27 protein-coding genes and 2 pseudogenes are annotated in these 20,352 nt (G+C 53.0%); 22 read left to right on the top strand and 7 right to left on the bottom strand.

Annotated features, from left to right (window positions below; translation table 11 throughout):
* Window positions 1-58 precede the first annotated feature (58 nt).
* Together ACLJRH_RS24675 and ACLJRH_RS24670 are read left to right on the top strand one after the other, a co-directional pair.
* Window positions 59-529: a hypothetical protein gene (locus tag ACLJRH_RS24675; protein WP_000490265.1), complete on the top strand. Its 471-nt coding sequence runs from the start codon at window positions 59-61 to the stop codon at window positions 527-529.
* A complete protein-coding gene (locus ACLJRH_RS24670) occupies window positions 522-878 on the top strand; it encodes a hypothetical protein (RefSeq protein WP_410958217.1) in 357 nt (118 codons plus the stop codon). Before ACLJRH_RS24675 ends, ACLJRH_RS24670 begins: the two co-directional genes overlap by 8 nt.
* Here ACLJRH_RS24670 and ACLJRH_RS24665 read toward each other — a convergent pair.
* Window positions 816-1,097, bottom strand: coding sequence for a hypothetical protein (locus ACLJRH_RS24665; RefSeq protein ID WP_410958232.1), 282 nt, complete (start codon window positions 1,095-1,097; stop codon window positions 816-818). The two genes, ACLJRH_RS24670 and ACLJRH_RS24665, sit on opposite strands and share 63 nt — an antisense overlap.
* A gap of 162 nt (window positions 1,098-1,259) precedes the next feature.
* On the opposite strand from ACLJRH_RS24665, the gene ACLJRH_RS24660 reads away from it, so the two are divergent.
* The 7 genes and pseudogenes from ACLJRH_RS24660 (at window position 1,260) to ACLJRH_RS24630 (ending at window position 5,480) form a co-directional block, all read left to right on the top strand.
* Window positions 1,260-1,940: a DNA methylase gene (locus tag ACLJRH_RS24660; RefSeq protein ID WP_410958216.1), complete on the top strand. Its 681-nt coding sequence runs from the start codon at window positions 1,260-1,262 to the stop codon at window positions 1,938-1,940.
* On the top strand, window positions 1,940-2,161 hold the full coding sequence (locus tag ACLJRH_RS24655) for a hypothetical protein (RefSeq protein WP_001109588.1): 222 nt from the start codon (window positions 1,940-1,942) through the stop codon (window positions 2,159-2,161). Before ACLJRH_RS24660 ends, ACLJRH_RS24655 begins: the two co-directional genes overlap by 1 nt.
* Window positions 2,162-2,216: 55 nt before the next feature.
* Complete coding sequence (locus ACLJRH_RS24650) at window positions 2,217-2,630, top strand: DUF1380 family protein (RefSeq protein ID WP_410958215.1); 414 nt, start codon at window positions 2,217-2,219, stop codon at window positions 2,628-2,630.
* Window positions 2,631-2,701: 71 nt separating this feature from the next.
* Entirely contained in the window at window positions 2,702-3,475 is a 774-nt protein-coding gene (locus tag ACLJRH_RS24645; protein WP_410958214.1) for a hypothetical protein, read from the top strand.
* A 483-nt stretch (window positions 3,476-3,958) separates the two neighbouring features.
* Entirely contained in the window at window positions 3,959-4,393 is a 435-nt protein-coding gene (locus tag ACLJRH_RS24640; RefSeq protein WP_410958213.1) for an antirestriction protein, read from the top strand.
* Window positions 4,394-4,459: 66 nt separating this feature from the next.
* Window positions 4,460-4,894, top strand: coding sequence for a hypothetical protein (locus ACLJRH_RS24635; RefSeq protein ID WP_410958212.1), 435 nt, complete (start codon window positions 4,460-4,462; stop codon window positions 4,892-4,894).
* A gap of 231 nt (window positions 4,895-5,125) precedes the next feature.
* A pseudogene (locus tag ACLJRH_RS24630) lies at window positions 5,126-5,480 on the top strand (DNA polymerase III subunit theta).
* 163 nt (window positions 5,481-5,643) lie between these two features.
* Here ACLJRH_RS24630 and ltrA read toward each other — a convergent pair.
* Window positions 5,644-7,311: a group II intron reverse transcriptase/maturase gene (ltrA, locus tag ACLJRH_RS24625; RefSeq protein ID WP_410958211.1), complete on the bottom strand. Its 1,668-nt coding sequence runs from the start codon at window positions 7,309-7,311 to the stop codon at window positions 5,644-5,646.
* A gap of 724 nt (window positions 7,312-8,035) precedes the next feature.
* Between ltrA and ACLJRH_RS24620 the strand changes: the two genes are divergently transcribed.
* From ACLJRH_RS24620 to ACLJRH_RS24585, 8 genes are all read left to right on the top strand, one after another.
* Window positions 8,036-8,251, top strand: coding sequence for a hypothetical protein (locus ACLJRH_RS24620; RefSeq protein ID WP_058108394.1), 216 nt, complete (start codon window positions 8,036-8,038; stop codon window positions 8,249-8,251).
* 266 nt (window positions 8,252-8,517) lie between these two features.
* On the top strand, window positions 8,518-9,075 hold the full coding sequence (locus ACLJRH_RS24615; protein WP_082328296.1) for a single-stranded DNA-binding protein: 558 nt from the start codon (window positions 8,518-8,520) through the stop codon (window positions 9,073-9,075).
* Between the two features lie 52 nt (window positions 9,076-9,127).
* Window positions 9,128-9,370: a DUF905 domain-containing protein gene (locus ACLJRH_RS24610; protein WP_058108491.1), complete on the top strand. Its 243-nt coding sequence runs from the start codon at window positions 9,128-9,130 to the stop codon at window positions 9,368-9,370.
* 68 nt (window positions 9,371-9,438) lie between these two features.
* Window positions 9,439-11,457: a ParB/RepB/Spo0J family partition protein gene (locus ACLJRH_RS24605; protein WP_410958210.1), complete on the top strand. Its 2,019-nt coding sequence runs from the start codon at window positions 9,439-9,441 to the stop codon at window positions 11,455-11,457.
* A gap of 38 nt (window positions 11,458-11,495) precedes the next feature.
* Window positions 11,496-11,930 carry a conjugation system SOS inhibitor PsiB gene (gene psiB / locus ACLJRH_RS24600; RefSeq protein WP_410958231.1) on the top strand — a complete coding sequence of 145 codons (435 nt, stop codon included), beginning with the start codon at window positions 11,496-11,498 and terminating at the stop codon, window positions 11,928-11,930.
* Window positions 11,927-12,655, top strand: coding sequence for a plasmid SOS inhibition protein A (locus ACLJRH_RS24595; RefSeq protein WP_410958209.1), 729 nt, complete (start codon window positions 11,927-11,929; stop codon window positions 12,653-12,655). The genes psiB and ACLJRH_RS24595 overlap by 4 nt, the downstream gene beginning before the upstream one ends.
* Window positions 12,648-12,857, top strand: a complete 210-nt coding sequence (locus tag ACLJRH_RS24590; RefSeq protein ID WP_058108400.1) for a hypothetical protein — start codon at window positions 12,648-12,650, stop codon at window positions 12,855-12,857. The genes ACLJRH_RS24595 and ACLJRH_RS24590 overlap by 8 nt, the downstream gene beginning before the upstream one ends.
* 126 nt (window positions 12,858-12,983) lie before the next feature.
* Entirely contained in the window at window positions 12,984-13,931 is a 948-nt protein-coding gene (locus tag ACLJRH_RS24585; protein ID WP_410958230.1) for an Rpn family recombination-promoting nuclease/putative transposase, read from the top strand.
* A gap of 94 nt (window positions 13,932-14,025) precedes the next feature.
* Here ACLJRH_RS24585 and ACLJRH_RS24580 read toward each other — a convergent pair whose 3' ends face one another.
* The 4 genes from ACLJRH_RS24580 to ACLJRH_RS24565 all read right to left on the bottom strand — a co-directional run bounded on the left by ACLJRH_RS24580 (window position 14,026) and on the right by ACLJRH_RS24565 (window position 16,135).
* Window positions 14,026-14,259, bottom strand: coding sequence for a hypothetical protein (locus ACLJRH_RS24580; RefSeq protein WP_410958208.1), 234 nt, complete (start codon window positions 14,257-14,259; stop codon window positions 14,026-14,028).
* 311 nt (window positions 14,260-14,570) lie between these two features.
* On the bottom strand, window positions 14,571-14,825 hold the full coding sequence (locus tag ACLJRH_RS24575; RefSeq protein WP_079899879.1) for a Txe/YoeB family addiction module toxin: 255 nt from the start codon (window positions 14,823-14,825) through the stop codon (window positions 14,571-14,573).
* On the bottom strand, window positions 14,822-15,073 hold the full coding sequence (gene yefM / locus ACLJRH_RS24570) for a type II toxin-antitoxin system Phd/YefM family antitoxin (protein ID WP_410958207.1): 252 nt from the start codon (window positions 15,071-15,073) through the stop codon (window positions 14,822-14,824). The genes ACLJRH_RS24575 and yefM overlap by 4 nt, the downstream gene beginning before the upstream one ends.
* A gap of 93 nt (window positions 15,074-15,166) precedes the next feature.
* A complete protein-coding gene (locus ACLJRH_RS24565; protein ID WP_410958229.1) occupies window positions 15,167-16,135 on the bottom strand; it encodes an IS110 family transposase in 969 nt (322 codons plus the stop codon).
* A gap of 215 nt (window positions 16,136-16,350) precedes the next feature.
* Here ACLJRH_RS24565 and ACLJRH_RS24560 point away from each other — a divergent pair, with 215 nt between their 5' ends.
* From ACLJRH_RS24560 to ACLJRH_RS24550, 3 genes and pseudogenes are all read left to right on the top strand, one after another.
* Window positions 16,351-16,650 (top strand): hypothetical protein, encoded by a 300-nt coding sequence (locus ACLJRH_RS24560; RefSeq protein WP_079814156.1) that lies wholly within the window; start codon window positions 16,351-16,353, stop codon window positions 16,648-16,650.
* Between the two features lie 47 nt (window positions 16,651-16,697).
* Complete coding sequence (locus ACLJRH_RS24555; protein ID WP_058108492.1) at window positions 16,698-16,895, top strand: hypothetical protein; 198 nt, start codon at window positions 16,698-16,700, stop codon at window positions 16,893-16,895.
* A gap of 104 nt (window positions 16,896-16,999) precedes the next feature.
* A pseudogene (locus ACLJRH_RS24550) lies at window positions 17,000-17,821 on the top strand (DUF932 domain-containing protein).
* Window positions 17,822-18,142: 321 nt separating this feature from the next.
* Here the strand turns inward: ACLJRH_RS24550 and ACLJRH_RS24545 are convergent.
* Window positions 18,143-18,613, bottom strand: coding sequence for a transglycosylase SLT domain-containing protein (locus ACLJRH_RS24545; RefSeq protein ID WP_410958206.1), 471 nt, complete (start codon window positions 18,611-18,613; stop codon window positions 18,143-18,145).
* Between the two features lie 414 nt (window positions 18,614-19,027).
* On the opposite strand from ACLJRH_RS24545, the gene traM reads away from it, so the two are divergent.
* Together traM and ACLJRH_RS24535 are read left to right on the top strand one after the other, a co-directional pair.
* The gene (traM, locus tag ACLJRH_RS24540; RefSeq protein ID WP_410958205.1) at window positions 19,028-19,408 is read left to right on the top strand and encodes a conjugal transfer relaxosome DNA-binding protein TraM; all 381 of its coding nucleotides are present in this window, start codon (window positions 19,028-19,030) and stop codon (window positions 19,406-19,408) included.
* A gap of 192 nt (window positions 19,409-19,600) precedes the next feature.
* Window positions 19,601-20,299, top strand: a complete 699-nt coding sequence (locus tag ACLJRH_RS24535; protein WP_410958204.1) for a hypothetical protein — start codon at window positions 19,601-19,603, stop codon at window positions 20,297-20,299.
* Window positions 20,300-20,352: the final 53 nt, after the last annotated feature.

The raw sequence follows: 20,352 nt of genomic DNA, 5'->3' as shown, positions 1-20,352 counted from the left end.
CGTGCGGCAGGGAACGGTATCGCGGTGATGCCTCCTGCCGGATGTTGAGGAAAATCTTATGTTCAGAGTGACCTGTATCGACCTGGAAAATGGCGAGTTTGCGCTTTATATCAACGGACATTATCTGTCCAGTGAAGACGGCAGCGGCGAGAAGCTGTACCTGGGGGATATTCTGGAACGTTTATCCCGTCTGCCTGGTGTGACCACGGAAACCGTGGAGCGACCAGTACCAGACAGTGATGAGTGGAGCTGGAACGATGTGGCCGACAGTGTTTTTCCGGCCTGTATCACGCTGTCCCGCAATATGACAGTCGCTGCGTTTAAACAGCGTCTTTCCCGGTTTCCTGATGATGCGCTGTGCTGCGGTACGTTCTGGCTGGCCAGTGATTTTCTGGCGCTGGACAGTTCGCTCACGGAAGACGATATCGATGCGGCGATGGAGCTGGCACAGCACTGCCATGATGCGAATGACGGGTTCAACTGGAGCCACCTGCAATGGGCAATCGATGAGGTGAAGCGCGGTGGATAATAATTCAAACATTAATGATACCTGGCTTGTTGGCCTGAGTGTCGACGTCAATGGCACTGAAATGATGGTGCATTACCTGGTTTCCGCGACTGACCTGGAGCATGCCGAAGCGGGTGTTCTGGAAATGGGGCGCACCTGGTGGCCATCGTTGCAACGCGAGGATGACCGACATCGCTGGGAGTACCCCGAAGGCGTGGTCTGGTTTAACAGCATCATTCTGCTCGATGACGTCGAGAACGTTATCCTGCACGGGCTGAAGTTCCCCGATGCGTGGACAGTGACCGGCTCAACGGATGCGCCGGTACTGCGCGATGAGTGGGGGAATGACTGGCGGGATATCACCCGCTGACAATCTGCCGGGCAGAACGTCTGCCCGGTACTTCCTGAATGAATAATGATGTCGCGCAGCTCCTCTTTTTTCGGCGCCAGCGCCGGCGGCGCGGGAGTCACGCTGCCTGTGGTCAGTATCCCGCGTCCGGCCGGGCACGGGACGGGCGATTTTTCTGCTCCTGCCGGGCGCTTTCGCTATTATGCGCCCGGCACTCGCCTTCTGATGAACGCCCTTCAAGCCGCTTTCGCGGCATAAACTCACCGACGATGAGGACTGTCGGCTCGTTATTCCACGGTCGGCCTGACCCGTTACCGGACGCGGTGAACAGCCCACAGGCAGCGGGGAACGTGCGTCACAGGGACGCCCTCCCGGTGCCTCCTGTAACCGCGAGGAATCTCTATGTCCCGTTTAATCCTGGGGAACTGTGTCGATATTATGTCCGGCTTTCCGGACCGCGCCGTCGATTTCATTCTGACCGACCCGCCTTACCTTGTCGGATTCCGTGACCGTTCCGGCCGCAGTATTGCCGGTGACAGAACCGACGAGTGGCTGCAACCCGCCTGTAACCAGATGTACCGCGTACTCAAAAAAGATGCGCTGCTGGTCAGTTTCTACGGCTGGAACCGCGTGGACCGCTTCATGGCGGCCTGGAAAAGTGCCGGGTTCAGCGTCGTCGGACATCTGGTCTTCACCAAAACCTACTCGTCCAAGTCCGCGTATGTCGGCTATCGCCATGAATGCGCTTACGTGCTGGCGAAAGGCCGTCCGGCTCTGCCACAGAACCCGCTGCCGGATGTGCTCGGCTGGAAGTATTCCGGCAACCGCCACCACCCGACCGAAAAGCCCGTTACCAGCCTGCAACCGCTGATTGAAAGCTTCACACATCCCGGCGCGATTGTGCTGGACCCCTTCTGTGGCTCCGCCTCCACCTGCGTTGCCGCGTTACAGGCGGGACGCAGATATATCGGTATCGAACTGATGGAGCAGTACCACAGGGCAGGGCAGCAACGACTGGCCACCGTTCAGCGCGCCATGCAACGCCCGGCCGCCAACGACGTCTTTTATCCGGAGGCCGCGTAATGAACTATTCCGGACACGAAAAACTCCGCGCAGAAGTGGCGGCGCTGGCCAACAGCATGTGCGACCTGCGCGCCACCCTGAAAGTGCTGGAAGAACGTTATCACTGGCAGCGTCACGGACTTACTGAACGACTGGCCGGGCAGAGTCTGCGGCGTATCAACACCCTGCTGGATGAAGCGTACAACGAAAGCCTGATGCTCAATGAGTGTTTTAAAGACTGACAGATGACGAGACCACGGGCGGCGGTGCCGCCCCACTGAACCAACGGAGAAAATCATGATGTATGGCACACGTAAGGAATTGAACAAAAAGTTGAAACGCATGTTTGGCAGCGACGAGCGTTTTGCCCTGCTGGTCTGGACGAAACAGGACGTTATGTCACTGGCTCAGGGGATGACCGAAGTGGAGGCCGATGCGATTTTGCGTGAGATTGGCCGGAAAGGTACGGGCGAACATACCGGAGACGGTATTTCAGACAGCACGGTACAGGCGCTGTACGCCGGATTACGGACTGAAATCCCGACCGTCAGTGTTCCCGCTGACCTGCTGGCAAGGGTGACGGACATTGCCGGGCGGGCGCTGGATACGGAGGACGCTCAGGCCTGGCCTCTTGTATGCCGGCAGTACCCCGGCGTTGCCGATGCCCAGGCCGATATTGCGCGGCTCAGGCAACTGGCGCTGGCGGCGTAACGTACCACCCCGCACCGGGTGACGGGCGGGGTATCAATCACAACTGTATGAACACGAAGAGGAACAACACAATGAGAAATAACACGCTCAGTACGCTGATAGTGCGCCACGGAGATAATCTGTTACGCCGGTCCGGCTGGCCCGAAACCGTCGGCGTGACGCAGGTGGCCCCCGGTGTGGTGCCCGGCTGGCTGGCCGTCTGCGGTATGCTCAGTGCAGATGAAATCCTGGCCCTGACGACGCATCTTTGTCAGTCCCTTAATTATGGACGGGCGCAACTGCTGACGGCCAGCGCGCAGCGGCTGGCGGGGACGCCAGTCCGGTTACATCTGTACCCGGTACAGGCATACCCGCACCCTGCCACGGTACGCGAATGCACTGAAATCCGCCTGCCGTATGCTCAGGAATGGCTGACCGCGGACGAATACGCCGACCTGCTGGCGTTCCTGAAAGCGTCCGCTGACCGGGTATGTGACATTGTCCGCCAGGATACGAAGTGCATCGCGGCGGCGCTGGCACCGTCCGGCGAGCCCCGCCTGATGGAAAAACGCATCGGGAACTGGCGGCTGGTAGCGGACGAATACGACCATGATAACTGGCTTGACGAAGAGGACGGGGCCGGACTGGATAAGGTGCTGGATGCCATTATGATCCATAACGCCCGTTTCTGCCCGGTGCTGCTGACTCTGATTAATGAGCCGGAGGAAGATATCGAAGGTTGCGGCGTGATGACTGATATTCTGCGCTTCCCGGGGGAACCGGTCCGCCGCTGGCTTGACCGCCGCGTACTCCGGGATGTGGTGAACGAAGCCCGGAGTATCAGCCAGGCTGCATCCGTTAAATAAGCTGTGTGCGGTGAACGATAAGCTGTAAACGGTAACGAGAAAGAAAAGAGAAGGGGAGGTCTCCTTCTCTTTTTTCAGTTTTTCAGCCGGCGACTGCGACGATGCCGGGGACAACAGGCAAAAAGGATGTCGCCTTTCCGGCTCCGCATTCACCCGGCTCAGGCCTGCCGGCCGTCGCCTTGTGGTTTTCCACTCTGACAGTCCTGTGTCGTGTGCGGGCTGTGCCGTGCATCCATCGTAGTCGGGCTGTCGTGGATACAAGGGTAAAATGCACGCGGCGGTCACCCGGTCCTTCCTTCACGTCTGCCGCGATCTTCCGGTCGTTCGACCGCTCAGGTTTCACGGTCTCACCCTTCAGCTCCCGTCTTCCGTGCGCGTCAGGCTGCGGCTTCCCTTGCGCCCTTGCATCCACGACTGATCGCCCGACTGGTATGGATGCACGGCACCGCCCGGTGTCGCAGAATATGTGATTACGGAGGTTTTATGCAGTATTCAAATCAGCAACGTGCGCGTGTTATTAACGTTGAAGAATCCGACCGCCTGTCTTTCCTGCCGTACATGTTCGGCAACGATTTTATGCTGGCTGAATTACAGGTATATGCCCTGGCGAAAAAATGGATGCCTGAATACAACGGTGGTTTCTGGCATTTCATCCGTCTGCCGGAAGGCGGCGGATACATGATGCCCGACTGCGATCGGGTACACATGATCAACGGTGAAAACTGGTTTGATCGTACCGTCAGCGCCGACGCTGCCGGAATTATTCTGACTTCGCTCGCCATTAACCGCCGTTGCTGGACGCATCACGACTGCGGCAACGCTGCGCTCACTCACCTGTATATGCTGCGTGATACCCAGCTCTGGAATCACATTACGTTTCACCCTGAATGCAACGCTATTTACGCCGCGCTCGACTGATTAACCGACGGGGCGGCGATGCCGCCCCGCTGTAACCGTCATTCATTGATTTAAGAGGAGTCTGTTATGTACGGAACCGTCAGCACCATCTGCTGCGACTTACTGAAAGCGTATGAGAATCACGAAAAAATCGCTGTCATCATCTGGTGTGAAGTCGATGTGCGGGAAATGGGGGCGGAGTTTAATCCGACTGCTGATGACATACAGTCCGTACTGCGCGCCATTGGCGAGTCGGACAGTGATGCGCTCTGGCGTGATGGTATTGGCCAGAATTTTGTTGAGGGCGTATTACGCGAGTTAGTCGCACTGCGCCCACCGCGCCAGATTGCTGTACCTGAAGATGTGCTGCACACACTTTTACCCCTGATGGAAGCCGGAATGAACCTTCCTCGTTACCAGACGCAGGACAGGGCCGCTGAAGAAGAAACCGCGCTGGATACGTTGCGATACCTGCTTTCCACAAATATCCCGGCGCATAACCTGACCGAAGGAAACTACTGACAGATATTAGCCGTGTACACCGGTGGTCACTTCCTCTTACAGGGCGGAAAAAGCAGCCAGGCATGATGGCAGGCGGGGAGGGCGCCTGTCAGCCCGCGCGAAAAACCCCGCAGGCTGGCGCCTGCGGGGGGAAGGACAGGGGCCGCGCTTCGCGCCGCTCCCCGCCCTTTTCCCCCTCTGCCTCTGATGGCGTACAATCATGGCAGGTTTCCCTTTCTGTCGGAGGATATAATGTCCGGACTGAATCTCGCGGCAAAATCGAAAGAAGAGCAGGATAAGGTGGCCATTGACCTGCTCGCTTCCGGTGTGGCGTATAAAGAAAGGCTGGCGATGCCGGTGGTCGCCGAACTTGTTATCAGGGAACAGCCTGAACATTTGAGAGAGTATTTCCGGACGCGGCTGGAGCACTATCGTCAGGTCAGTGCGCAGCTCCCGGACAAAAATGCCCCGGAATATGCCAGAAAAGAGGATGAGGTTAAAAAATAACGCCATTACTGATGCATTCTGCCTGTCGCTGGCCGGATTTTTCTCATATCGGGTGATGGTTTTTTCTGGCCTGTGTGTGAGGTTTTCTTCCTGCCGGTGATAATACGCTGCCTGTTCCTGTTCCTGTTCCTGTTCCTGTTCCTGCTTCCCTGTGTTTTTAAAATCTAAAATGTCAGGGTGCTGTCGGGTAGCAGCAGCGCATTACTGCGCCGCCGCCCCCTGAGAACGGTACGTGCAGGTTTCCCCGCATACCGCTCAAGCCTCTATAAATACCCTTTGTGGGCACCGGCCTCCCTGTTGTGTAACTGACGGTGGCAGTTGGGATGTAGCAGTTCAAGATTGGACATGTCGTCGCTGCCGCCCATGACCTTCCTGACCCGGTGGTGTATATTCCAGCCTGTCTGGTTGGTGATGAGTTGTCTGCAGCGCGGGCAGCACTTACCCTGGCGCTTCCACAATGCCGCCACGGTTTTCATCTTCTTCAGCTTTCCGATCCAGATCAGATCCAGACGACGCTCGAAGTAGATTTCCATGCCGGGCGAGTAAGGTGTTGCGTCGCCCCTGATCTTGATATGGCGTTTGATGGGGGTATCCATCGCGCGGGTGAGGTGCAGTATTTTACCTTCCGGGGTCGCTGCGCTGAACAGCCAGCGTTTCTCCCCGAACGTGAAATACTTTTCTGCAACCCAGCGTCGGCTTTTACGTGTATGCCGCCGTTTGCACCACTGCCATATTGCCCGCCAGATTTGGGTATCGACGTAATTGAAGATATCTTTGGCCACGACATGCCGATGATAAGTCGCCCATCCACGGATCACGGGATTGAGCAGGTTTATCAGTTTCCATGCCGGAAGCGTCGGATTACCCTTAATTAATCTTCTGACTTTGCTCAGGAAGTTTTTCAGATTCTTTTTGGCAGGCTTGATCAGCATCTTGCCGCCATATTTTCTGACGTTCTGCCCCAGAAAGTCGAAGCCTTCTTCGATGTGCGTTATCGCTGTTTTTTCCTCAGACAGCGCGAGCCCCCGTTTTTGCATAAACTCTGCTATCAGGGGTTTGACCTCATTCTCCAGCAGCTCGCGGGAGCTCCCGGAGCAGATGAAGTCGTCGGCATAGCGCACATAGTTCACCTGATGTTTTGCCCCGTAATGCCTGCTCTTCCTGAATGTACGCATTAGTTCTCCCTCCAGCCCGTCGAGAGCCATATTGGCGAGGAGAGGGGAGATAATGCCTCCCTGCGGAGTGCCGCTTTCAGTGTGATAGAAGACGCCTTTTTCCATATATCCGGCTTTCAGCCATTTTCTGAGCAGTTTTCTGTCCATGGGAATATGGGACAGCAACCAGTCATGGCTGATATTGTCGAAGCATCCTTTTATGTCACCTTCAAGTACCCATTTCGGGGATACTTTCTGGCTCATGCGGTGAAATATGGACTCGATGGCATCATGCGTACTGCGCATGGGTCTGAAACCATAGCTGTTATTGTCAGCCGTGGTTTCTGCCACAGGCTCCAGTGCCAGCAGCCACAGTGCCTGCATGGCTCTGTCACGCATAACAGGAATGCCCAGCGGGCGCTTTTTGCCATTCGGTTTTGGGATGTGTATGCGCCTGAGCGGCAGTGGTTTGTAGCCCCGTGGGCTCAGACTGACCATCCCTTTCCATTTTTCATCCGGGGTGCCCCATGTTTTGCCATCCACGCCGGGCGTCCTTTTCCCGGTGTTTTCAGTCACACGTTTGACAGCAACGGCTTTGCCGGAGAACGAGCGCGTGAGAATGCGCTGCAGTTCCCTGACTCGCCGCCATTGTTGCTGCCGGGTTGCCTCTGCAATCCTCAGCTGTAGCTTTCGCACCCGTGCATGGCAGGCTCGCCAGTCAATGGCGTGCCAGCCTGCCGGGCGGGGTATCGTGGACACACTGTCGTGTGTATTCATCTCGCTGATATCCTGTTGAAAGTTTTACAGTATCTCATGCAGTTAAAGACCAGACGGAAGTCTGCCCGCTTTCGCGCCGGAGTATGACCTGCTCCGTATCCTGATGATTACCATCAGGCATTCGCTTTTTCCGTCCTCCTCTGCCCGCACCGCCAACAGTGTTCCTCACGGTTCACCTGCCATCAGGCAGCGATACGGGTTTACCAGGTTCCGCTTAACATACAAAAGGTCAGGACGGGTTCTGTCTATTCACCGGAGATCTCTGTGTCCATGTGCTCCGGGGGGCCCTTGGAGCAACCCGATCTCATACCCTTTTGGTTCAGGCCTTTCAGCATCTTTGGCCTGTTGCCGATAACGGTGTTTATCAACAGTTCACATGTGTTAACCCTTCTGACCAGCCTTGCAATCCAGCCGCATGATGCTTGCAGCAGGAGAGGCTCCCTCACGGGACCCTCTCCGGGCTGACGCCCGATCTCGTTGTCCCGGAAGCTTCAGACCCCGCCGTTGCCAGCAACGCCTGTTCCGGTAGGCTACAGCTAATGGAATAGCTGGTTTTATCAATGTAAAACAATATGTTAAACGACTTCCTGTCGCACGGCCCCCTTCGGCTCCTGACCAGCTGGCGCTGTCCAGTCGTCGAGCCCCACTTCGCCAGGGCAGCTGCTGCGCACCTGCCAGTCTCCGCCGAACCCCTGCGGGTTTCGGGCCATACGGCTAGGGTCTGATGGCGAAAGTCAAAGGCAGGCTTGCTGCGACCGTTCCGGTCACGCCGCCCTTTTTACGCGCCGTTTCCTGCGCTTTTCGCACCCCGGCGGTAAGGCTGCCGGGCTGTAAGGCGCAACGCCGTTTCGCGCCCGCGCTTTCCGTCGTTGCGGCGGGTTCCTGCTCATTCCTTGCCTGGTTTTTTCACCCTTTTGAGTCCTTTCGCCGGGGCTTATAGAGCCACAACCTGTCGCATTGGCTGTCCAGGGTGTAATGAACAGCCCACAAAACTTTTTGCATGGGGCCGCAAAAACTTTTGCGTTCTGCCCCGGACAGATGCGTCAGGCCGTGGCGTCTATGCCCTTGCGGCGAACGGCTCTCAAACGGGTGAAGGTAACAACCAGCGGGCGCGTTCAGCAGGTCCCCGCAAAACGTCAAAACCGCGGCCCCGGCAACTCAACGGGTGATGGTTTTTAAAAGCAAAAAAACGGAAGGAGATTCATCATGACAGTACGCGGCATCAACAAAGTCATCATCGTGGGTAATCTGGGCCAGGACCCGGAAATCCGTTATATGCCCAATGGCGGCGCGGTCGCTAATCTCAGCCTCGCCACCTCGGAGTCCTGGCGCGATAAACAGACCGGAGAGATGCGCGAAAACACTGAATGGCATCGCGTGGTGCTGTTTGGCAAGCTCGCGGAAGTGGCCAGCGAGTATCTGCGCAAGGGCGCTCAGGTGTACGTCGAAGGGCAGTTACGTACCCGCAACTGGCAGGACGACAGCGGCGTAACGCGCTATGTCACTGAAATCGTTGTCGGACAGAACGGCACTATGCAGATGCTGGGCGGGCGTCGTGACGGCGGTCAGCCACAGAACACTGCTCCGCAGCAACCCGCACAACCGCAGAGTCCTGCCGCTCCGGCACAACCTGCTGGCTCCCCTGAAAAATCCCCGAAAGCGAAAGGCGGCAGAAAACCCCGTCAGAGTACCGCGCCGTCTCAGCAGGCACCGCAGCCGTTACCGGACGATTATCCGCCGATGGATGATGATGCCCCGTTTTGACCAGCATGATGAAAACGCCCCGCAACCTGCGGGGCAGGAAAAGGAGAAAGACATGACCAGCAACGTTATACCGCCCCTTCAGTCACTGCCAGACGGCACGTTCACCCGCGAACAGGCCGAAGCGGTGGCAGCACAGTATCAGAATGTCGCCATTGAAGACGATCAGGGGACGCACTTTCGCCTGGTTGTGCGTAAGGACGGCGAAATGGTCTGGCGTACATGGAATTTTGAACCGGGAGGCGAGTACTGGCTCAACCGCTGTATCGAAAGCTACGGTATCCGTAAAACGCAGTAAGCCGTAAGAGGTGCCGGATGTACGAGCATCCGGCAGACAATCATTAATATCATGAAGGAGTATCAATAATGTCAGTTACCAATTCTAAAGCAAAACCCGCAGGAAAAACCAGCCGTAAGGTGAAAAACGCCGTCAGCGCCAGTGACACCGTATTGTCTGCGGTGCTGGCGCAGACCGAAGAGCAGCACGTACCGCTGTCTGCCCTGGTCAAATCCCCGCAGAACGTGCGTATCGTGCCGTATTCCGCAGAGAGCGTCCGCGAACTGGCGGATTCCATTAAAGGTATCGGGCTTCTCCAGAATCTGGTTGTTCACGCCCTCCCTGACAACCTGTACGGCGTTGCCGCTGGCGGTCGCCGTCTGGCGGCGATGAATCTGCTGGTCACTGAGAACACGATCACCCCGGACTGGCCTGTCCGCGTGAAGGTGGTGCCGGATGATCTGGCGACCGCCGCTTCACTGACCGAGAACGGGCAGCATCTGGAAATGCACCCTGCCGAACAGATTTCGGGATTCCGCGCGATGGCAGCGGAAGGTAAAACCCCCGCGCAGACAGGCGATCTGCTGGGCTATTCGCCCCGCCACGTACAGCGGATGCTGAAACTCGCGGGGCTGGCTCCGGTTATCCTGGAAGCGCTGGCTGCGGACAAAATCACCACGGAGCACTGTCAGGCGCTGGCGCTGGAAGACAATCCTGACCGTCAGGTGCAGGTGTACGAGGCCGCCTGTCGTGAGAGCTGGAACAATAAGCCGGAGGTACGGGTGATCCGCAATCTGATCACCGAAAGCGAAGTCCCCATCCACAATAACAGTAAGTTCCGGTTTGTCGGGGAAGCGGCATTTTCAGCGGATGAAGTTCGTGCAGATTTGTTCAGCGACGAGCAGGGCGGTTTTGTGGACAGGCTGGCGCTGGATACCGCCCTGCTGGAAAAGATTCAGTGGGTGGCGGAGTGCCTGAAAGAGGCCGAGGGCTGGGCGTGGTGCGCGGGACGGATGGAGCCTGTCAGCCGCTGTGGTGAGGATGCCGCAGTGTACCGCATTCAGGACGAGCCTGATGAGGTTTACACGGAGCAGGAACAGCAGCGCCTGGACGAGTTGCAGGAACGGTACGACGAAAACCAGACCGCCAGCGATGAAACCGACGCGATGGAGTCAGAGATGGAGGCCATCGAATGCGCGGCACAACTCCGGGCATGGACGCCGGAGATGCGCGCGGAAAGTGGCGTGGTGGTGTCCTGGCGTCACGGTGACATCTATGTCCAGCGCGGGGTGATGCTGCGTGAACCGTCTGAAACGGAAGATAAACCCGCTCAGGTTCCGGTATATGAGCGGCAGCCGGAGCCTGTGGACGAAATCAGTGTACCCCTGCTGACCAGAATGTGTGCGGAGCGGACGCTGGCAGTCCAGGCGGCACTGATGCAGCAGCCGGAAAAATCCCTGGCGCTTCTGGCATGGACTCTCTGCCTGAACGTGTTCGGTAGCGGCGCGTATAACCGACCCGCGCAAATTTCCCTGGACTGTAAGCACTACTCCCTGACGAATACCGCCCCGTCCGGTAAAGAGGGCATGGCATTTCTGACCCTGATGCAGGAAGGGAAACTCCTTGAAAAACTGCTGCCGGAGGGCTGGACACAGGACTTCACCACCTTCTTCACCCTCAGCGCCACAGACCTTACCGCCCTGCTCAGTTTCTGCACCGCATGCAGTCTGGACGGTATGCAGACGCGCGGCACAGGAGGCACCACCCGCAGCCCGCTGGACAGGCTGGAAACCGCCCTCGGATTCCATATGCGCGACTGGTGGCAACCGACGAAGGAGAATTTCTTCGGCAGCCTTAAAAAGCCGCAAATCATCGCCGCGCTGAATGAGGCCGGACTGACAGGCGCGGCGCGGGACGCGGAGAAGATGAAGAAGGGTGATGCGGCTGAACTGGCAGAGGACAAAATGCGTGACAACCGTTGGGTGCCTGTCTGGATGCGCGCCCCTGATGCAGAAAAATCCCCGTCTGATGCAGAAAACGACGTATCTGATACCGAAAACGGCAGTGCTGATGCAGACAGCCACCACACCCTGCCCGATGCAGCCTGATAACGGAGGCCGCCCCCCGGGGCGGCGATAAGGAGACCATTATGCGAAACATTATTACTCCCGACGTACTGAAAACTATGATCCCCCAGGAATTTGAAGACTGGCGCGAGGCGGGTGAAGATTTGCGCCGCGAACTGACCCATGCCGTCATGCGCGATCTGACCTGCCCGGCTGACTGGGACATGAATGGTGAATACCGGAGTGAGTTCGGTGGCTTTTTTCCGGTACAGGTTCGCTTCACGCCATCACACGGCAACTTCCATATCGCCGTATGCAGCCCCGGTGATGTCAGTCCGGAGTGGCTGGTTATTTTCATGACAGGCCGGGGTTGTCCCTTTTCCGTCATCTGCACCCTGGCATCATTCTGTCCCGTACAGATTAATCATACGTTGCGGCTGGTCGCCCGCCTGGATGATGACGGGTATTCGTTTGCCGATATTATCAGCATTCTGGCAGAGGAGGACGGCGAATGACGAGTGAATGTCGCGCCCTGGTGCCGCTCAGTCCGGTGTGTCAGGCTGCCCTGAAAGCCGCCACGGAGACGGAAAACCGCCGCCAGCGCGGGAGAAGGCTGGCCACGTACCCGTATGCGACGGCCTTTTTCCGCTTTCTCAGCGGTCGCCGCCGTGTGAGCCTGGATGAACTTCGCCTGTTCTCCCCTACGCTGACGGCGGACGCGCTGCGCGGCAGCCGGTCGCAGTGGCTGAATGCTGTTGATATGCTGATTGAAAGCCGGGGCGAAATCTGTTGCCTGCCGCTGCCGTCTGATGCGGGAGACCGGCTTTTTCCTTCCGTGCGGTTCCGTGCCGGTGAAAGAGATCGCCAGAAAATGTTGCTGAAGGAGCAGAAATACTCCCGCCAGTTGTACCGCGAGGCGGTGAGCCGGGCAAGGGCGTACCAGGCGCGTGTCGGGCAGGCTGAAATCGAACTGGCCTTTCATACCCCGGCAACAGTAGGCAGCTGGCTGTCGCGCTGGTCGGGCAGTGACGTACCGGATTACGAGCTGGAGAGTCAGTTCTGGCGCTGGAGCGAACGTTTTCCGTCACTGGCCGGATTTGAGCGGGGACTGTGGCAGGACGTTCCACTTTGGCGGGTAGTGCACGAAGCCGGATTGTCGGGACGGGAGGCGTCTGCGCATGTCCGTGAGCTTGAACGCTGGATGGTGCCGAACAAGCTGCGGGAGGTGTCCGGTGAGTGAAAAACGTCTGGCAGCAGGGCAGCGACGTTCACTGTCTGCCCTGAAAAGAAAAATCACCGGTCTGGCCGCCGAATGGGGCGATATTGATTACAGCGTGATGGAGGCGCTCAACCGTATCTGCGACAGTATTGATGAGGCGGATAAACAGTTGCGTTATGTTCTGGAGGAAAAAGATCTTATCCGCGAAAACGATGATATATAATCCGGCTGGCGTGAGCGGGTCGTTGTCATCATCGTTTCATTCACGGGATGGTTTGTTCGTTGTGAAGCGGCCCGCCCGCGCTCTTTTATGGTAGGATTACGCATTATTCACCCGTCACAGACCGTTATGGATAATTCAGGTACGTCACACGCGCACGACGCTTTTTTCAAAATCGTTATGTCTCAGCCGGAGGCCGCCCGCGACTTCCTTAACCTGCACCTGCCTCCGGCCCTGCTGGCGATTTGCGATCTGGACACCCTGCAACTGGAGTCCACCTCGTTTGTTGACGCCGACCTGAAACCGTATATCAGTGATATCCTCTGGTCAGTGGAGACCACCCGGGGGAGCGGGTACGTATACGCACTTATCGAGCATCAAAGCAAACCTGAAAAATATATTACTTTCAGAATGTTAAGGTACTCTGTGGCCGCCATGCAGCGTCATCTGGATGTGCATAAAACCCTGCCGCTGGTGATCCCGGTGCTGTTCTATGCCGGGAAACGCAGCCCGTATCCGTTCTCCATGAACTGGCTGGACGCGTTTGATGATCCTGAGATGGCTGCCGCGCTGTACTGCCGGGATTTTCCGCTGGTTGATATCACCCGCGTGCCGGATGATGAGATCCTCCGGCACCGCCGCGTGGCGCTGATGGAGTTTCTGCTTAAAAATATTATCCGCCGTGACCTGATGGAGCTGACGGACACGCTCACCGACCTGCTGGTCAGCCAGCTGGAGTCAGGCTACACTACGGAAAAGACCCTGCTGGCGGCGATTAATTACGCCGTCCGTGATGGTGATACTGACGATTATCACCGTTTTATCAATACGCTGGCACAGCGATTACCGCAACAGAGGGAAACTATTATGACCGTGGCACAACGACTCCGTGAGGAAGGGCGGCTCGAGGGCAGGATGGAAGGCCGTGAAGAAGGTAAGCTGGAAGGTAAACTGGAAGGTAAACTGGAAGGTAAGCTGGAAGTGGCGCAACAGATGCTGGCCAGCGGTATGGATCGCCATACCGTCATGAAACTGACCGGCCTGTCTGACGATGACCTGAGAAACCTTCGCCACTGATTTTATCATCCCGGACGCCTGTGCGGGATGACACGCCGATAAACCCCGAAAACAGAATGCAGGGCAGTGCTGACGCACTGCTCCGCATTCTCATTCACTTTTTCTGCTGACCGGGACTGCTGTGACGGATACCCGGTTCCCTGTAATGGCAGTTCTGATTTTTCCTGCCGTTCTTCATCCTGCTGCTGCGTCCCGGCCAAACGCGGGCGCATCCCCTGGCGGTGACCGGACTGTCGTGAACGGAGCCAGCGGGGTTGTCTCCGCCCTGATGGGCTTCCATCCCTTGCGCAGAAGCCAACGACACGCCGGCAGTGACCGTTCCGGTCACGCGGCTTTCACCATGCCGGCGATAAGACCGCCGGCATTCTGATGGCGCCACGCCGTTCCGTCGTGTCGGGTGTGTTCATTCTGTCCGCAGCAGGGGTTTCCCTCTCTCAGTGATTCTTCGCGGAGGGCTGTCTGTAGCACCGGCTTGTCGTCACGTAAGGGGTGTATGAACTCCGACAAAAACTTTTTGCCAGGGACCGCAAAAACTTTTCGTCTCCGCCCCCTGCGCTCCGCCTTCGCCGTTGCTCCATTGCCCTTCGCCGCGACGAACTCACTGAGAGCAACTGTTTTGATCGATAATTTTTTCAAAGACTAATAGTGATAACGACACGCCGCTATCTGGATAGTGTCGGCGGTAATTGCATATACCAGTCGATGTTCCTCAGTTATGCGCCTGGACCAAAAACCGGACAGGTTGTATTTTAATGGCTCAGGTTTCCCCTTGCCATCAAAGGGCGTTCTGCGAACATCTTTGATTAGCTCGTTGATTCTTTTGACCATACGCTTATCAGTTTCCTGCCAATAAAGATAGTCATCCCAGGCTTCTTCAGACCAGGTGAGTTTCACTCGATGATATCCTTTTCAATACCTCGCCCGGATTTCAGACTTTCGATTGAATCCGCGAGCCTTCTGGCATTTGAAGGTGAACGTAGAAGATAAGCTGTTTCTTCCAGTGAGTTATATTCTTCAAGTGACATAAGAACGCATGATTCACCGTTCTGCCGGGTGATCAAAATCGGGGCATGATCCTCTACAGTTTTCACCATGGTTGCTGATAAATTCTGCCGGGCTTCGCTATAACTAATAGTGCGCATAAAAACCTCCTTCAATGTACTTGTTATTGTACAATGATTGCAGCGATTTCACCAGCGCTGAAACTCATGAACCAAATAGCCAATCGATGCTTTTTATTGCGACAGATAATGGTGAGATGGATCCCACGGTTCATTTTTCTTTATCATCGCATTCAGGATTGTCAGGAGTTTGCGCATACAAGCTACCAGTGCGACTTTTTTAGCCTTTCCTGATTCGACAAGGCGATTGTAGAATTGCTTGATTACTGGATTGTGGCCAGTAGCAACGATGGTGGCCATATATAGCGCCGAGCGAACATTGGCTCTTCCGCCAAAAATTGTTCGGCGGCCGCGCATGTTGCCTGAGTCCCGATTAAATGGAGCAAGACCGATAAGTGCGCTAATTTCCCTGCGTGAAAGGTGACCTAGTTCCGGAACCTCAGCCAACAATGTCGCTATAGTTGCTGCGCCAATACCTTTTACTCCACCAAGGAGCTCAGCCAGTGTTTTGAAATGTGTGCTGATGTGGACTTCCATACTTTTGTTGATGCGCTTAAGTTCGTCCTGCAATACACCAATGATCGTTGAGATACTTTTTCGGCTTTGAGGGTGAGAGGGATAAAGTCGATTTCGCTCAGCAGTTAGCATGGTGATCAATTGACGCCGACGAACAACCATAGCATTCAGCACCTCTCGCTCAGCATCAGGTAAGTTTCGAATAAACCGCGCTCGTTCAGGATGGCGGTTAATAACTTCGGCCAACTGGGCCAACATGGCTGCATCTACGCGATCCGTTTTCGCCAGGTATCCCATTGAGCGCGCAAAGTCACGAGCCTGCCTCGGATTAATTACAGCAACATCAAATCCTTGAGCCTGAAGAGAACAGGCTACTGCTGCTTCCAAACCTCCTGTCGCTTCCATTAACACAAGTGCAATCGAATGCTGTTTCAGCTCAGCAATGATGGCATCAAAACCATCGACATCATTACTGGCAGAAAATGGTCTAATCGTTTGATTAGACGCAATATCCAGCGACATTTTTGAAACATCAATTCCGACACAAAGTGAATTTGGCAGACCCATCATTACCCCTTCTTGCATATACGAGATGACACTCCGACAACTGTTCGGGTTTCCGGTGAGTGGCTCAGCCCATGCGCCGAAAGCTCTCAGGCGGGCTTACAGATGTAGCCCCAGATGGATACAGGCTGCATGAACTTTGCCAAATTCAACCATCCAGATAGTAACTAATTTTCGAGATACAAGATGGAAACTAACCTGAAGAGGAGATAACCAGAATGAACACACAGAACGTCAACGTCAAAACCGCCGCTTCTGAATCTACTGAAAGATGGGATGAAAAAGCCCTGGATTCCCTTAACTCGCTGCAGATGAGCGTCAGTAATGCATTGCTGGATTATCAGCGCTCCCCTGATAAAGCCCGTCTGGAAACGCAGACCGCCCGGCTGATGGACCAGCTGGAGGTACAAATCCGGCTCATCCCAGTGGCCACGCCGGCATTGCAGCAAAAAGTGGATGAAATAGCACAGATGCTTCACCTGATGGCGCAGTTTGCCGGAACTGAACTAAGGAAGTGACTCGGATGGCGGGGAATATCCCCGCCCCGTTATCGCAAGGAGATATCATGCGTAACTTTGAATCTACTGAAAGATGGTGGAAAAAAATAAAAAGCCAGCTGGTAGCCGCTGCTGATCGTGCGGCCATGAGTGTCGCATATGGTCAGGAAGCCGCAGATCATTACGGTATTCAGTATAGTTTTATCCGGTCTGTACTTGACTGGATCACCGGCTTTACCGAGGGGATTAAAGGGGAGCGTTGCTGAATAATATCCGCTTTTGTTACTTGAATGTTAACGGAAAAGGCGGTGTCTCCGGTCACTGCTTTTTCTTCAGAATTTTTTTTCATTAATTATATAAGGAGTGCGTTATGAGACTCGCTTCCCGTTTTGGCAGACATAATTCCATTCGTCGTGAGCGTCCTTTGACTGACGCTGAATTAATGCAGACTGTGCCTTCAGTTTTTTCCGGAGACAAACATGAATCCCGGAGCGAACGTTATACTTATATTCCAACCATTAATATCATCAACAGGTTACGTGAGGAAGGATTTCAGCCGTTCTTTGCCTGCCAGAGTCGTGTACGTGATTTAAGTCGCCGGGAATACAGTAAACATATGCTGCGTCTTCGTCGTGAAGGACAGATTGATGGGAAAGAGGTTCCGGAAATTATTTTGCTCAATTCTCATGACGGTTCGTCAAGTTATCAGATGGTTCCCGGGCTGTTCAGATTTGTCTGTACAAATGGACTGGTATGCGGAAATCATTTTGGTGAAATACGTGTGCCACAAAAGGGAGATATTGTCGGGCAGGTGATTGAGGGGGCTTATGAGGTTATGGGGATTTTCGATAAAGTAACCGAAAATATGGAGTCCATGAAATCAGTGATCCTTAATCAGGATGAGCAGTATCTGTTTGGTAAAGCGGCACTGACTGTCAGATATGAGGACGAAAATAAAATACCTGTTTCGCCTGAACAAATAATTACTCCACGTCGTCGGGAGGATAAACAAAATGACCTGTGAACAACATATCAGCGTGTACAGGAGAATATGATGAAGGGTGGTTTACCCGGCAGGAGTGCCTCCGGAAAAAATACCCTAACCAAGGCAGTTACCGGTATTGATGGTGATATCCGGTTAAACAAAGCGCTGTGGATGATTGCTGAACAGTTTCGTGAGTGTAAGTCATAATAACATAAGTAAAGCCCCGAAAAATTTTTCGGGGCTTTACTTATGTTATTATTCCCGGGCATTGTCAGGTTGTCTGTCATATCCCATTTTAATCAACAGACCTCATCGTTTTCTGTCATTTATGTGCCAGCGATAAAAACGGATCTGGCAGAGTGGAAGAAGTTTTCCAGGAGTATGATAACGGGTTCCCGTTTCGCGGGATTCCAGGCAGTCAGTATTACATTTCTGTGTTTATTCCATTCTGCTATGCGGCATAAAAAATATATGGGTTCCGGTTGATAATATTATCCCTTCTTCTGCTTGCCGGATACAAAAAGGGGATCATCGGGCGGGAGTCTGCCTGGTTTTACTTTGTTTGATCGCGATCCAGATCCGATGTACATCATTCGCATAGTCCAGACGACGCGCATCCTGAAGGGGAGTCTTTTTAAATCCGGCGTTGTACGCTCCGACTGCTGTCCAGGATACCCCCCACTTTCTGAATGCGATTGCCAGATAATAAGCTCCGGTGTAAATATTCAGGCAGGGATCGGAGACAAGTTGTTCCGGTTTTATTCCATAACGAGCCAGTTCGTTAAAGTGTTGAGAGTCAACCTGCATTAACCCCGAGCCATATCCCGTAACCGGATTAATACCGATGGCATTAACCCGGTTACGGGATTCCTTCCATGAAATCGCCCGCAGTAGATCCGGATCTATTTTATAGTCTCTCCCGGCCAGATCAAAACAATCAGCAGCATGGACTACCGTGCTCATTAATACCAGTAGGACAGACAGGAGCCATTTATACATTAATTTGCCTCTTGCGTTGTCATCCGGTAATAACTTAACCCACTCCAGCTCCAGACTCAACAAATTTGCCGTCCTCACCACCAAAAGCACCACACCCCACGCAAAATTAAAATTTTGCTGATTTTGTTTTTATATCAATAAATTACTCTTTGAAAATTGCATTTTATTGCATTTTGCAAGTGAAAATAGCGGTGCAAACGCATCGCTGGCACCGCTATGACGACGCTATACAGGGGTGGTACTGACTATTTTTATAAAAAACATTGCATTATATCAGGGGCGCTGCTAGCGTCGCTGTGCCTGTTTTTAAGTGACACCCCTGGGGGCGCTGCCAGGGGTGTAATCCTTTACAGAGTGCTCCTGAATCCGGATTTTATAATGTTTTTATTCGTTGCGGAAAAAAGGTAATAGTGAATGGCTAAAGTCAATGTATATATAAGTAATGAGGTACACAATAAAATAACTGCCATTGTGGAAAAACGACGCCAGGAAGGAGCGAGAGATAAAGATATCAGTTTTTCTGGTACATCGTCGATGTTGCTGGAATTAGGGCTTCGTGTCTATGAAGCACAAATGGAGCGTAAAGAGTCGGCATTCAATCAGACAGAGTTCAATAAAGTATTACTTGAAAATATACTTAAAACACAGTCATCCGTAGCCAAAATTTTAGGTATAGGATCTCTCAGCCCTCATGTGGCCGGAAATCCAAAGTTTGAATATGCAAATATGGTTGAAGATATCAAAGAAAAAGTATCTTTAGAAATGGAAAGATTTTTTCATGAAAATGACGAATAATAGCGAGATTAAATCCTGATTTAGTTTAAATAAAAGTATATTGATCTATAAAAATATAGTGACAAATTAAGGCTGAAAACAATATAGTGTCTTTGTAGTTAACGCTACGTTAAAAAATTAAGTTAAATCGCCGATGCAGAGAGCGGACACTCCCTGCATCGACTACCCATAGAATCCTTTAAGGAGGTTCCTATGTATCCGCGTGATCGTAGTCAAAAGATATACAATCGTCAAACAAAATTCTACCAGTGTATTGATACACTAATTAGATTTATACCTCACTCTGTTTGTGTCAGAAATGATTCAGGAACCTTTGAATTTTATAATTCACATTTTTCTATTGACATTCAGGAGCCTTTTCGTTCCATTGAATTATGGTTTTCTGAATTACCCTTTACTTTAAAAGAGCAGATAGCATCAGCAGAATTGACAGTCCTTAATTGTGAAGAAACGATTTGTATTATTGAATGTGTGGTTATAAATAAAATTACATATAATATTTTTATTCAGCTATTTGACTGTGAAAATGAAAAATACATATTATGGCAATTTATTGAATTAGTAAAACACGTCAAAAAAATTGAAATAGTTGGTTTTATATGTAAAGGAAAAGAAAAATTAATTAATCAGTTCAGAATAAATGAAAATGAACTTCACTGGAGAGTTTTGATTCTTCATACTTTGGGTTTTAGTCATCGTGTTATATCTGATGTTTTAGGTATTAAAAATGGATCTTCCAGAAATGTAATAACTAAAATACATTCATTTTTTCAGGTTAAAAATCGTGATGAACTGGTAATTATATTTATCGCAAGTGGTTTGTTTTTTTCTGTAGCCAGAGAGGTTGAATATATTATTAGTGAAAGTGTTTACAGGATAAGCAGAGTCTAATTTATATATGTTATATCTGTGTGAAAATCACGATGACATTTTGTCATTATATA

Source organism: Salmonella sp. SAL04162, assembly GCF_046551535.1.
GTDB lineage: Bacteria > Pseudomonadota > Gammaproteobacteria > Enterobacterales > Enterobacteriaceae > Salmonella > Salmonella enterica.
This window is presented reverse-complemented; position numbering and strand designations above follow the sequence as displayed.

What these genes read in the sequence shown, in the direction of transcription:
- ACLJRH_RS24615 (WP_082328296.1), top strand. Translation starts at nt 8,518, where the DNA reads ATGACAGTACGCGGCATCAACAAAGTCATCATCGTGGGTAATCTGGGC.
- ACLJRH_RS24610 (WP_058108491.1), top strand. Translation starts at nt 9,128, where the DNA reads ATGACCAGCAACGTTATACCGCCCCTTCAGTCACTGCCAGACGGCACG.
- ACLJRH_RS24650 (WP_410958215.1), top strand. Translation starts at nt 2,217, where the DNA reads ATGATGTATGGCACACGTAAGGAATTGAACAAAAAGTTGAAACGCATG.
- ACLJRH_RS24675 (WP_000490265.1), top strand. Translation starts at nt 59, where the DNA reads ATGTTCAGAGTGACCTGTATCGACCTGGAAAATGGCGAGTTTGCGCTT.
- ACLJRH_RS24640 (WP_410958213.1), top strand. Translation starts at nt 3,959, where the DNA reads ATGCAGTATTCAAATCAGCAACGTGCGCGTGTTATTAACGTTGAAGAA.
- ltrA (WP_410958211.1), bottom strand. Translation starts at nt 7,311, where the DNA reads ATGAATACACACGACAGTGTGTCCACGATACCCCGCCCGGCAGGCTGG.
- ACLJRH_RS24535 (WP_410958204.1), top strand. Translation starts at nt 19,601, where the DNA reads ATGTATCCGCGTGATCGTAGTCAAAAGATATACAATCGTCAAACAAAA.
- ACLJRH_RS24660 (WP_410958216.1), top strand. Translation starts at nt 1,260, where the DNA reads ATGTCCCGTTTAATCCTGGGGAACTGTGTCGATATTATGTCCGGCTTT.
- ACLJRH_RS24645 (WP_410958214.1), top strand. Translation starts at nt 2,702, where the DNA reads ATGAGAAATAACACGCTCAGTACGCTGATAGTGCGCCACGGAGATAAT.
- ACLJRH_RS24560 (WP_079814156.1), top strand. Translation starts at nt 16,351, where the DNA reads ATGAACACACAGAACGTCAACGTCAAAACCGCCGCTTCTGAATCTACT.
- ACLJRH_RS24635 (WP_410958212.1), top strand. Translation starts at nt 4,460, where the DNA reads ATGTACGGAACCGTCAGCACCATCTGCTGCGACTTACTGAAAGCGTAT.
- ACLJRH_RS24605 (WP_410958210.1), top strand. Translation starts at nt 9,439, where the DNA reads ATGTCAGTTACCAATTCTAAAGCAAAACCCGCAGGAAAAACCAGCCGT.
- yefM (WP_410958207.1), bottom strand. Translation starts at nt 15,073, where the DNA reads ATGCGCACTATTAGTTATAGCGAAGCCCGGCAGAATTTATCAGCAACC.
- ACLJRH_RS24655 (WP_001109588.1), top strand. Translation starts at nt 1,940, where the DNA reads ATGAACTATTCCGGACACGAAAAACTCCGCGCAGAAGTGGCGGCGCTG.
- ACLJRH_RS24585 (WP_410958230.1), top strand. Translation starts at nt 12,984, where the DNA reads ATGGATAATTCAGGTACGTCACACGCGCACGACGCTTTTTTCAAAATC.
- ACLJRH_RS24595 (WP_410958209.1), top strand. Translation starts at nt 11,927, where the DNA reads ATGACGAGTGAATGTCGCGCCCTGGTGCCGCTCAGTCCGGTGTGTCAG.
- ACLJRH_RS24620 (WP_058108394.1), top strand. Translation starts at nt 8,036, where the DNA reads ATGGCGAAAGTCAAAGGCAGGCTTGCTGCGACCGTTCCGGTCACGCCG.
- traM (WP_410958205.1), top strand. Translation starts at nt 19,028, where the DNA reads ATGGCTAAAGTCAATGTATATATAAGTAATGAGGTACACAATAAAATA.
- ACLJRH_RS24545 (WP_410958206.1), bottom strand. Translation starts at nt 18,613, where the DNA reads ATGTATAAATGGCTCCTGTCTGTCCTACTGGTATTAATGAGCACGGTA.
- ACLJRH_RS24565 (WP_410958229.1), bottom strand. Translation starts at nt 16,135, where the DNA reads ATGGGTCTGCCAAATTCACTTTGTGTCGGAATTGATGTTTCAAAAATG.
- ACLJRH_RS24555 (WP_058108492.1), top strand. Translation starts at nt 16,698, where the DNA reads ATGCGTAACTTTGAATCTACTGAAAGATGGTGGAAAAAAATAAAAAGC.